The sequence below is a fragment of the Marinobacterium profundum genome (assembly GCF_001528745.1).
In the GTDB taxonomy this organism is placed as follows: Bacteria; Pseudomonadota; Gammaproteobacteria; order Pseudomonadales; family Balneatricaceae; genus Marinobacterium_A; species Marinobacterium_A profundum.
On the sequence record NZ_BCNS01000106.1, the window covers coordinates 1 to 10,645 of the forward strand.

Annotated in this window: 9 protein-coding genes; 2 read left to right on the top strand and 7 right to left on the bottom strand. The window is 59.9% G+C overall.

Annotation, left to right across the window (positions count from 1 at the left end; all coding sequences use genetic code 11):
- Positions 1–384 precede the first annotated feature (384 nt).
- Positions 385–1,344 carry a L,D-transpeptidase family protein gene (locus MPRO_RS10790; protein ID WP_067291767.1) on the bottom strand — a complete coding sequence of 320 codons (960 nt, stop codon included), beginning with the start codon at positions 1,342–1,344 and terminating at the stop codon, positions 385–387.
- A gap of 92 nt (positions 1,345–1,436) precedes the next feature.
- Complete coding sequence (locus MPRO_RS10795) at positions 1,437–3,209, bottom strand: SulP family inorganic anion transporter (RefSeq protein ID WP_067291769.1); 1,773 nt, start codon at positions 3,207–3,209, stop codon at positions 1,437–1,439.
- 126 nt (positions 3,210–3,335) lie between these two features.
- On the opposite strand from MPRO_RS10795, the gene MPRO_RS10800 reads away from it, so the two are divergent.
- Positions 3,336–4,172 carry a LysR family transcriptional regulator gene (locus MPRO_RS10800; protein WP_067291772.1) on the top strand — a complete coding sequence of 279 codons (837 nt, stop codon included), beginning with the start codon at positions 3,336–3,338 and terminating at the stop codon, positions 4,170–4,172.
- A 12-nt stretch (positions 4,173–4,184) separates the two neighbouring features.
- On the opposite strand, the gene MPRO_RS10805 is transcribed toward MPRO_RS10800, so the two are convergent.
- Positions 4,185–4,940 carry a DUF6969 family protein gene (locus MPRO_RS10805; protein WP_067291775.1) on the bottom strand — a complete coding sequence of 252 codons (756 nt, stop codon included), beginning with the start codon at positions 4,938–4,940 and terminating at the stop codon, positions 4,185–4,187.
- A gap of 78 nt (positions 4,941–5,018) precedes the next feature.
- The gene (locus MPRO_RS26545) at positions 5,019–5,840 is read right to left on the bottom strand and encodes a c-type cytochrome (protein WP_369406726.1); all 822 of its coding nucleotides are present in this window, start codon (positions 5,838–5,840) and stop codon (positions 5,019–5,021) included.
- Between MPRO_RS26545 and MPRO_RS26065 the strand changes: the two genes are divergently transcribed.
- The gene (locus MPRO_RS26065; protein WP_162492532.1) at positions 5,800–6,117 is read left to right on the top strand and encodes a hypothetical protein; all 318 of its coding nucleotides are present in this window, start codon (positions 5,800–5,802) and stop codon (positions 6,115–6,117) included. The genes MPRO_RS26545 and MPRO_RS26065 overlap by 41 nt on opposite strands.
- A gap of 438 nt (positions 6,118–6,555) precedes the next feature.
- Here the strand turns inward: MPRO_RS26065 and MPRO_RS10820 are convergent, their stop codons facing one another.
- Genes MPRO_RS10820 through MPRO_RS10830 form a run of 3 tightly spaced genes read right to left on the bottom strand, consistent with a single transcriptional unit; the run spans position 6,556 to position 10,558 of the window.
- On the bottom strand, positions 6,556–7,533 hold the full coding sequence (locus MPRO_RS10820; RefSeq protein WP_082708658.1) for a CobW family GTP-binding protein: 978 nt from the start codon (positions 7,531–7,533) through the stop codon (positions 6,556–6,558).
- Positions 7,520–9,148, bottom strand: coding sequence for an amidohydrolase (locus MPRO_RS10825; protein WP_067291784.1), 1,629 nt, complete (start codon positions 9,146–9,148; stop codon positions 7,520–7,522). The genes MPRO_RS10820 and MPRO_RS10825 overlap by 14 nt, the downstream gene beginning before the upstream one ends.
- Positions 9,149–10,558, bottom strand: a complete 1,410-nt coding sequence (locus MPRO_RS10830) for a sodium/glutamate symporter (protein ID WP_067291787.1) — start codon at positions 10,556–10,558, stop codon at positions 9,149–9,151.
- Between the last annotated feature and the right edge of the window lie 87 nt (positions 10,559–10,645).

The following is a 10,645-nucleotide window of genomic DNA, read 5'->3' on the forward strand; positions in this document are numbered from 1 at the left end:
CGCAGTAGGTTGAGTATTGTTGGGCAGCCTCCTAGAGCTTGCATCGACCCATTGCGATAGTTGAAACGAGATTAAGGTGATCGTGTTGGAGCCTGTGCAGGCTGGGGTACCGGAGCGGTTTGATGGCGCGTTACTTTCTTTGCTCGTGCAAAGAAAGTAACCAAAGAAAACACGCCCCGATGAAGCCTATTCGCTGCGCTCTGAGATCATTCGGCGGGCTGCGCTGACGGTACATCCATGTACCTCATCGCAGGCGCATCAGTCCCTGTTGCGCCCCTTCGGGCCTGATCGCCGAATGACCTCAGTGCTCGCCGGCTTCATAAGGGGAAGCAAGAGCCGCTCTGATGTTTCGGTGGCAGTAGCCTCCTAGTCAGTGCACCGGCCTTAATGGCTTATGCGCAGCGGAATGCCGTCGGATTGCTGCAGCGCCAGCTGCACGGCGGAGGGAATTATTTCAGCACCTAGCTGTTCGGCGGAGGCGGCAATGTTCAGCAGGCTTATGACCTGCTGATTTGTATCGCTGTCGGCCAGTTCGCTCATCGCTGGATGGGCCTCGACATAGAGGCCATCGAAGTGGCGACCGATCTTGACCGGCTGGTTGATGATGTACACCGGTGTACCTACAGGTACCAGCTCGTAGAGCTGCTTTATGTCTTCCGGATAGAGGCGCACACAGCCGTGGGTCACCTGCATGCCGATACCGTATTCCTTGTTGGTGCCATGAATCAGATAGCCGGGAATCCCCAACCGCAGCGCAAAGCGTCCCAGTGGATTGCCGGGTCCGCCGGGAACTACATCGGGCAGGATGTCGCCGTTGGCAGCGTGTTCAGCCTTGATGGATGCAGGGGGATACCAGGGTGGGTCGGCCTGCTTCTGAATCACGCTGGTTTTCCCCAGCGGGGTTTTCCAGTCCATGCGGCCGACGCTGACAGGGTGAGTGATCACCACCGGCGTTTCGCCCTGGGCGGGCTTGGGATAATAGTAGAGGCGCATCTCCGGCACGTTCAGCACTATGCCATCCCGCGGTGTGTCCGGCAGTATCAGCAGGTTGGGCAATATCACGTCTGTGCCTTGCCCTGGCAGCCAGCGATCGACGCCAGGATTGGCCCGCACGATTTCCTCATAACCGAGATTGAAAGCTCGGGCGATGTCCAGCAGGGTGTCGGTCTGGCGGGCGCGGGTGATGCGCACTTCACCGACGACGTCCTGATCGGGCGGAGGCAGCACAAAGGTCTCGGCGCTGGCGAGTGCGCTGGTGAGTATGCAGCTGAGCGCGCCGCTTAGCAGGGCCAGCCTGGCAGTCTGTACCTTGTGACAAGCTCGACCTGCTTTGGAGTGAGTCATGGGTGAGTCCGCAGTGCGCAACCAGTAGATACTCTAAGTATATGCCTTTGCACCCTGGGCGGCACAGGGTGCAGGTCAGGGCTGCAGCAGGATTAGAGGCGGCTGACCGCGATGATTTCGCCACTGGTGGGTGTTGCGCACTCCCGGAATATACGCGCTGTACAGTTGTCGCAAATATCCTGATTCAGTGCCACGACGGATTCTGTCAGGGCCGCTTCGGGGGATTCGTAGAACAGTTCTTCGCCTATGCGTTCAAGATAGCCATTGGCGCGCAGTTCATCGATAACCGTGCCCTTGAGGGAGCTGAACATCAGCTTTCCGCCCCGCTGCCGCAGGCGTCGGGCTTCCTGAATCAGCATTTCGGCGCCGGCGACATCGATAAAGTTGATGCCCTTGCCGATGATCAATACCCGGTTGGTGTTGCCGCCTTCATTGCTCAGTGCCCGAATGCGCTGCTGTATATGATCGATGGCGCCGAAAAACAGCGAGCCGTCGATGCGGATAATCTTCAACTGCGGGCACTGCTGCAGTTCAAAGCGCTTGATGTTCTTGATCTGGCGGCGCGGATGGGCCGGGATAGGGGCAACTTCCATCACGGTGGGGCGGGACGTGCGGCGCAGGTAGATCGCCAGCGACAGGAAAACGCCTATATAGATGGCAAACTCCAGCTCGATGAAGAGGGTCGCCAGGAGGGTGACGACCAGCACCAGAGCTTCGTTGCGGCTGGACTTGATAATCTGGCTGATATGGTGGAAATCGATCAGATTCCAGGCGATTAGCAGTATGGCGCCGGCCATGGCGGGCAGTGGCAGATAGGCGGTCAGGCCCGGTACCAGCAGGATGATGGTCGCCAGAATCACCGCCGCGAAGATTGCGGCCATGGGGGTTTTGGCACCGGCATCGTAGTTGGCACCGGAGCGGGTGAAAGAGCCAGAGCCGGCATAGCAGGAGAAGAAGCTGCCGACGATATTCGACAGGCCCTGGCCGATAAACTCCTGGTTGCCGTCAATCTGCTGTTGCGAGCGGATGCCGATGGCACGGGCAATGGAAACCGCTTCAATCAACCCCAGCAAGGCCACAGCAAAGGCACCTGATGTGAGTGCCTGCAGTGTCGAGGGGGTCAGGTCCGGTATCGACAGCGGTGGCAGGGTTCCTGGCAGGGCGCCGACCAGAGCCACGCCCTGATCTGCGCCCTTGAACAGCAGGCAGGCCAGGCTGCCCACCGCCATGCCGATCAGCAGGTGCGGCCAGCGGCGATTAAATTTGCGTACCAGCAGGGCGGAGATAAGCGTCAGCAGGCCGATGGCAAGAGAAGTCAGATTGGTTTCGTTGAGCTGGCTGCCCAGCTGCGATAGGCCCTCGACAAAAGACAGTCCGCTGGGCACCGCTATACCCAGCAGATGCTTAAGCTGGCTGGCGCCGATGAGGATGGCGGCGCCTGCGGTAAAGCTGATGACGACAGTATGGGATATGAAGTTGACCAGGCTGCCCAGGCGCAGTAATCCCAGGGCCAGCTGCATCAGCCCTGCCAGTAGTGTAATTGTCAGTACGGCACCGATGTATTGCGCAGGATCCAGATCGCCCAGACCGCTGGCGACGCTCATGACAACGATGGAAATGGCGGCAGTGGGACCGGAAATCAGATGCGAGGAGGACCCGAAAAGCGCGGCGATAATCGGTGTGATGATGGCGGTATAGAGACCGAACTCCGGGGGCAGGCCAGCGATAAAGGCGTAGGCCACGCCCTGGGGCAGCACAATAACGGCACCGGTGATACCGGCGATCAGGTCATCGGTCAGGGTGCTCTTGTTGAGGTTGCGGCCCCAGCTGAGGAAGGGGAACTTGAATGGCAGCCAGGGCTTCATGATCTCTCCGTTAAAGGTCTCGATCCGGCAGGGTAGAGATTTTTTGCCATCCTGAAAAACGAAAAATACTGGAAGTAACGAACAATAAAATCGAAGATGGGGTTCGCTGGTTGGAGAGCCTTGCCCATGGATACCCTGTTACTGAAAACCTTTCTGGAAGTGAGCCGCACGCGCAATTTCGGCCGGGCGTCGGAAAATCTCTGTGTATCGGCGTCCACCGTCAGCGCCCGCATTCGCCAGCTGGAAGAGCATCTGGGGCTGTCACTCTTTACGCGCCATCATCACAGCATTGGCCTGACCCCTGCCGGTGAGCGTATGGAGCGCCATGCCCGCTTTATTCTTGGTGCCTGGGAGCGTGCCTTTGAAGATACCGCCCTGAGCGAGCGGCACAAGCGCCGACTGGTGGTGGCCGGTGTGGCCAGCCTGTGGGATATTTTTTTGCAGGACTGGCTCAACGCTATCTACCGGGATTTTCCGAGCCTGGGGCTGCGTGCCGAGGAAAGCACACCGCTGCGGGTGGTCGAAAAACTGGAGCGGGGCATGATCGATGTTGGCTTTATGTACGAGCCGCCGCGCATTCAGAATGTAGCGGTCGAGGAGGTCGCCAGCGTCCCCTTGTTACTGGTGTCCAGCCATTCGGGGCAATCGGTGGAGGCGGCCATAGGTGAAGGCTACATCCGGGTGGAGTGGGGCACGACCTTTGCCAGCCTGCACGAAAGCCATTTTCCGCAACGCCTGCTGGCCCGGGGGCGCGTTAACAGCGGCCGGCTGGCGCTCAATCTGATTCTGCAATGCGGCGGTGCGGCCTATTTGCCGCAGGATATCGTCAAACCTTTGCTGGATGAGCAGCGACTGTTCATCGTGGATGAGGCGCCGCCCATTGAAATGAAGGCCTATGCCGCCTACGGCCTGCACGGTGAGCATCACAAGCTGGTGGCGGATTTGCTGCGCCGCCTGGGGTGAAGCCGCTGTGCCTCAGACGCTGGCGTTAGCCTGGAATGCATTCAGTTCACTGATCCAGCTCTGGGTGTCGACGGCCAGGTAACCGGTGATTTCCAGCTCCCGGTCTTCCATTACATCCCGCTCCGGGTGTGCCTGCTGCCAGGCAGTAATGACCTGATCACGGTGCTGCAGCAGGGCTGCGATCTGTGGCCGGTGCAGTCGCATAAACTGGGTAAGCCACTGATTAACCGCAAGATTGGGCCGGGCGTGATCCACCGCAAAGGCATCCAGCAGGCGGATACTGTCCTCGGCGCTGTACCAGGTCTGGTCGGTGACCCAGCGGTTGGTGGCAAAGAGCCCCACCGGCAGTCCCCAATTGTCCATGGAGATGCAGATCAGGTGGGCCAGTTCGTCATCGCCTTCGGGCCAGGGCTCGGAACGGACAAAACCCGGCGCCGGTTGTATGTCCGCCGGCATGACCGGACGACGGACAAAGGTGTGAAAGTGGCCATGTTCACCGTCTTCCCGGTGAGCATGGTAGTAATACTGGCAGTGGCTTTGGTTATCGAACACATCCCCCTCGGGGAAATGGTTCATTTCGTAAAAGGTACCCTGCCCTTTCAAAATCTCGGCCACTACATTGGTACCGCCTCGACTCAGGGCCAGCAACGCCTGTTGCTCCTGGCGGGCAGCCTCCTGCAGCGCCATGTGCTCTGCTGCATCCAGTGTCGCAGCGGATACCGGGGGGATCAGGGGAATCCGGGGTAACGCAGTCCAGTCGGATGACATCGAAATTTCCTGTGCAACCGGTTAAACGAGAAATATTAGCAGCTCAGACAGCGAATAACGCTGCCTGAGCTGAGGTGGTTACATCTGTGCTTTGGCCGCACAGGGATTCTTTGCCGCGCAAGGGTTGGCCGCACAGGGGTTCTTCACGGCACAGGGATTTTTTGCAGCACAAGGGTTGGCCGCGCACGGGTTTTTAGCAGCACAGGGATTGGCGGCTACCGGCTTAAAGCCCTTTTGTACCGCGGAGGTGTAAGCCACCAGGGCCGCGAGTTCCTTGCTATCCCAAGCCAGCGGCTTGGAAGCCATGGGTTGTACCAGGCAGAGCTGTATCATCTCATCGAGCTGGATCGTCTTCATGCCATAGAGGTTGTCCGCCATGGCGACCCGGTGCGGGAAGGCATCGGCGAAGCCCGCCTGAAAGGATGCATTGCCGTTGTGGCAGGTGCTGCAGGACATGCCATTGGTGCTGAGACTAGTGTCCTGGTAAAGCTCGGCGCCGCGCTCAATCAGGGCTGCCTGGTCACCCTCGTAGGGGCGGTAATTGGCCGGTCGCTGTATTTGTTTTGCTGCGCAGGGATTCTTTGCTGCACAAGGGTTCGCGCCACAGGGATTGGCTGCACAGGGGTTCGAAGCGCAAGGATTCTTGGTCGCGCAAGGGTTGGCAGCACATGGGTGCTTCGCTGCGCATGGATTTTTTACTGCACAAGGATTTTTTGCCGCACAGGGATTGCTCTGTGTCTTGGCCGCGCAGGGGTTGGCGGAACAGCTGTTTTGAGCCGCCTGGGCAAGAGGGGCTGCTGTGAGCAGCGCCGCCAGCAGGCCCGAAGAAATAAATGCCATGGGCCGGGTCTGATGCGCAATGGCAGCGCTCAGTGCGCGCATATGGAATATTGATTTCATTAGTATCTCCTCGGGCTCGTGCGTTTATTTAACTGCGCAGGGGTTCTTGGCAGCACAAGGGTTCGCAGCGCATGGATTTTTCACTGCACAGGGGTTGGCGGCGCAGGGGTTCTTGGCGGCGCAGGGATTAGCGGCAGCACAAGGGTTTTTTGCAGCACAGGGGTTAGCTGCGCAGGGGTTGGCAGCACAGGGCTTTTTCAGTGCGCAGGGGTTTTTGGCAGCACAGGGGTTAGTCTGGCTCTTGGCAGCACAGGGGTTGGCTGCACAGGATGCCTGAGCCATGGGGGCTGAGCTTAGTACGGCAGCTAGCAGTGCAGATGAGAGGTAAACCATGGCCTTTTTCTGCGGTGTAACGGCCTGAGCCAAAGCGCTAACAGGAAATGAGCTTTTCATTATTTTCTCCAGTAGCCGTTTGTTGCTCTGCACGCTGTGCCTGAAGGGGGTAGCCACAGCATGCAGACAAGCTGCACGGATACGATGTTGAGTGAAAGGAAGTAAACCGTTCGCATGGATTGAAAATCCCGTCCGCTGCGAAGCTGGAATTCACCTTAGTCTTCGAAACTGAATTGCATCTGAAAGCGCGTGAAAGTTTTTCAGCATACTCAAGGTGATGCTGGAGGCTGTATCTGAGGGGGAGCGGCGGACTGAGAACCGTCCAGAAAGTAGGAAAAAACCGGGTGCCGGAGCTACGGAGGCCCGGGGTTAAAGAGGGTCATCAGGCAGGGGGCGAGAGGGAACTGCTTAGCGGGTTCAGCTCCTGCAGTTGCTGTATCAGGGCATCGAAGCGTGGCCCGCCAATACCAATGCACACCAGCTGATTAGTCGCTGCAGCGCGCCTGGTCGGTAGCCAGCTGACCGTAGATCCGCTGAGCTGAAACACCTGGGGGCGGATTTGGTCCTGGCGCTTCAGAATGCCCTTGGCGCGCAGTACCACGTCGGCGTATTGCTGCAGCAGGGCTTCGAGATGTGCAGCCTCGATGGGCTCGGCATAGTTCAGGCTGGCCGAGCGCCAGGTCGGGCGGGGAGAGAAGGCCGCGGCAGGTGCGGGTTGTGCGTCCAGGCTTGTCGTTGCCAGGGCTGCCGTCGTCGTAGGCGCCCTTGCTGCGATTGGTGTGTCGACCGGTGTGGACTCTTTGTTACCGTCAAGACAGAGCCTTGCCGTGGGGTTGAGTGCCCGCAGACCCGCCAGTTGACGGGCGCGGCTAGCGTCGTCGCAGGCGAGGCGGTTAACGTGCAGCTGGTCTGCTGCCCTGATTTGGGCGCGCCAGACAGCGCTGGTATAGGGGCTGTGGGCATGGGTGCCTATCTGGCTGGCATCGACCAGACAGACCACAGTAGCGAGACTGAGCTGGCGCGATACCCGGGCAATATCGGCAATACGGGCGGGCTCTGCTACGCCGCTGGCCTCGATGTAGAGCGCGGCGGGGCGCGGTTCCATGCGCATGGCCTGGGCCAGTTGTTCGGCCAGGGTTCCGCCCAGGGTGCAGCAGATGCAGCCATTGGCCAGGCGCAGAATACGTTCGTCCTGATACTCAATCAGCTGGGCATCAATATTGATCGAGCCGAAGTCGTTTACCAGAATCAGGCTGTTGCACGGCAGGCCCCGGCGAATCTGCAGGTTCAGCCAGCTGGTCTTGCCGGCCCCGAGAAAGCCGCTGATTACGGTCAATGGCACCGCTTTAGCTGTTGGCATGGACCTGGCCTCCCAGTAGGGTCGCGAGCACGGGTATATCGCGCAGCCGGGCCGGATCAACCTCGTAGGGGTCCTGCCCGAGTACCGCCATATCGGCGAATTTGCCGATTTCCAGACTGCCAACCAGATGATCAAGCCGCAGCGTATAGGCCGCACCCAGGGTGATCATGTCCAGCGCCTCGGCCACGCTGACCTTTTCGTGTTCGCCCAGCACTTGGCCGGATGCGCTCTGACGCATCACGGCGCACCAGGCGGTGAACAGCGGCCCTAAGGGTGTGACGGGCGCATCACTGTGAATGGCCGTCACTATGCCCAGGCGTCGCGCCGAGGCCAAGGGCTCGAGGCGGCGGCTGCGTTCAAACCCGAGGGTGCGTTCGCGGTGAATGTCGCCCCAGTAGTAAATATGGTTGGCAAACATGTTGAGGCACAGGCCCAGCCTGGCGGTGCGGCGCAGCTGGGCATGGTCGATGATCTGGCAGTGCTGCAGCGTATGGCGGTGGTCGGCGCGGGGCCAGAGCTCCAGCGCGCTTTCCACTGCATCCAGCATCAGCTCCACGGCTTCGTCGCCATTGGTATGGATATGCAGTTGCAGCCCGGCCTGGTGGTAGACCTGCACCATGTTCATTAACGCTTCGGGGTCCGCATTCCAGATGCCATTGCTGTGGCCGTCGTGGTACCCGGGCCACTTCATGCGCGCCGTGTAACCCTGAATCGAGCCGTCGGTCATCATCTTGACCAGGCCAAAATGCAGCTTGTCATTGCCCAGTTCAAGGCACTGCTGCAGCCGCTCGACGCCCTGTTCCGGCGTCCAGGCCAGCGCACTCAGGGCCGGCACCAGTCGCGCCGGGAACTGCGGATCCTGCGTGACCTGGCGCAGCGCGGCTATACCTTCATCGGTGAGGGGATTGTACAGATCGGTAATGGTCGTGACGCCGGCATTGCGCGCCACCTGGCCATAGCGGTAGAGAGTTTCGGGCGCCGCCACTGCCTCGAACAGGTTTGTGCCCAGGGTCTCGAAGATGGCGTGCATGGCCGCCATCTCCTGCAGTTCACCGTTGGGCCGGCCGTCGTGACCGAGCATGATGCCCTCGATGCCGGCGTGCTGATCCAGGTGTGACAGCGCCAGCATGCGGCTATTGACGGTCATAACGTGCAGGTTGGCGTGCATGACTACCACGGGACGGTTATCCACAGCGGCATCGAGCTGGCGGCGGTCGATACGATCGCCCTCGAAGTAAACAGGGTCAAAGCCCCAGGCGATTAGCGGTGCGTCGGGCGCGAGTTCAGCTGCGGCCTCGCGCAGGCACTGCTGCATGGCATCGATGCTGCTGGCGCCCTCCCAGCGTTGGCCATCGGGGTCGGTGCGGGGAAAGCATCCCAGGTAGAGGTAGTTCCACATGGCGCCTTCCAGCGCATGGCTGTGGCCCTCGACAAAGCCCGGCAGAATAATATTGTCGGCAAAACGCTCATCCAGGCTGTAGTCACCCAGTTCCTGCATGGATTCCAGCGGCCCCACCGCCAGCACGCGGCCATCGCGCACGGCTATATGGCTGGCTTGGGGTTGCGACGGATTCATGGTGATGATGCGCCTGGCAGCAAAGACGGTAATGGACATTTAGCAAGGCTCCTTGATCGGGTTTGCGGACGCCTGGCCGGCCTTGGGGCGTCGTTTCATCAGTAGTGGCACGCAGGCGAGGAAGAACAGTGCCGTGCCGCCGAACACCATCAGGTAGGTCCAGCCGCCGAGGGAGGGCACCAGCGGGGCAAAAACGAACAGGATGTGAAAGTTGGTGACGATGATCGCCAGGTTGAAGAACGCCAGTTCCTTGGGGACAGAGGTGCTGAAGTTGGCATCCATCATGCGTAACAGCAGCAGACCGGTGCCGGTGGAGCCGCAGCAGCAACCGAAGGCGGTGATGGCTCTTTCGCGGCCAAGGTTGCCACTGAGGCGGCCGAGAAACAGGCAGCCAATCAGTGTGGTGACGGTTACGGCGAGCGTAACCAGCAAAATGGGGGTCAGCAGGGCGTAGAGCACGGCAAACTTGATGCTCATCAGGGTACCGACCACCATGAAGTCCACCGACGAGCCGGTAATGCGTTTCAGTGTTTCGTCATCAACCCGGTGTGCCAGTCCCAGGCGGTCTATGGCCAGGCGCAGCAGCACGCAGACCGCCAGCCCGTGGAGGAAAAACAGGTTGTAGCTAAACAGTACCGACAGGTTGATACCGCCGGGCTGGAAGTCCGCCACGACCGGCTGCATGGCGCCGAGCCAGATATAGGTCAGCACATAGGCCAGGGCCAGCAGTCCCAAATGGTAGGCGAGGGAGTCGAGGTTGGCCGGATGCGAGATCATGTGGCCGCTGACGGGCTTGTGTTCATCAGAATAAAAACCGGATGTGAAGTCATCGTCGATATTGGAGGCCTTGTTGGCATTCAGGCCGCGGCGGATAAAGTTTTTCGCCATAGGCACGCCCACCAGAAAGGCCACCAGAAAGCCGAGAGAGGCGTAGATCAGGCCTACCTGGGCGGCATTCTCGATGCCGTATTCCTTTTCCCAGATGCCGCCGTAGGTCAGCGCTTGGCCGGGTCCCTGGGTAAAACCGTGGGTGATGATGGCGCCGAGCCATTCGCTTACGCCGGCGCCGGTCAGGGCGTCATAGCCTGTGATAACGCCATAGCCGATCACACCCTGCAGCCCCAGGCTGATGCTCCACATTAGCGTCAGCCAGAGTCCGCCACGCACGATACTGCCGCCGGACAGGGCTGCATCCTTGCTGTTGCCGGTCAGGCACAGGGACATGAAGCTCAGGGTGAAAAAGTGGAAGGTCAGGGCCGTGAAGTCGGCCGCCTCGAAGCCCGGAATCAGCTCCAGTGACAGCAGAATAAAGCCCAGCAGGCCACCGATAATGCTGGCCGGAACCAGCGAATTGCGCAGCAAGCCGATGCGGTTGCGCAGCAGGCTGCCACACAGCAGCATGCTGGCGAGCAGCGCGAAGGCGATAACGCCGTGAAAGGTAGTTCCCATGATGAGCCTCGTCTGTTTTGTTATTGCTGTTTTTATTGTGAAAACGAATCAGCGCACTAAGCCAGGTCGTCTAGGAGGCTGTCCGAG

Bases quoted from the DNA above. Each gene is read 5' to 3' on its own strand.
- MPRO_RS10830 (WP_067291787.1), bottom strand. From the start codon at position 10,558: ATGGGAACTACCTTTCACGGCGTTATCGCCTTCGCGCTGCTCGCCAGC.
- MPRO_RS10825 (WP_067291784.1), bottom strand. From the start codon at position 9,148: ATGTCCATTACCGTCTTTGCTGCCAGGCGCATCATCACCATGAATCCG.
- MPRO_RS10805 (WP_067291775.1), bottom strand. From the start codon at position 4,940: ATGTCATCCGACTGGACTGCGTTACCCCGGATTCCCCTGATCCCCCCG.
- MPRO_RS10800 (WP_067291772.1), top strand. From the start codon at position 3,336: ATGGATACCCTGTTACTGAAAACCTTTCTGGAAGTGAGCCGCACGCGC.
- MPRO_RS26065 (WP_162492532.1), top strand. From the start codon at position 5,800: ATGGCAGCGCTCAGTGCGCGCATATGGAATATTGATTTCATTAGTATC.
- MPRO_RS10790 (WP_067291767.1), bottom strand. From the start codon at position 1,344: ATGACTCACTCCAAAGCAGGTCGAGCTTGTCACAAGGTACAGACTGCC.
- MPRO_RS26545 (WP_369406726.1), bottom strand. From the start codon at position 5,840: ATGAAATCAATATTCCATATGCGCGCACTGAGCGCTGCCATTGCGCAT.
- MPRO_RS10795 (WP_067291769.1), bottom strand. From the start codon at position 3,209: ATGAAGCCCTGGCTGCCATTCAAGTTCCCCTTCCTCAGCTGGGGCCGC.
- MPRO_RS10820 (WP_082708658.1), bottom strand. From the start codon at position 7,533: ATGCCAACAGCTAAAGCGGTGCCATTGACCGTAATCAGCGGCTTTCTC.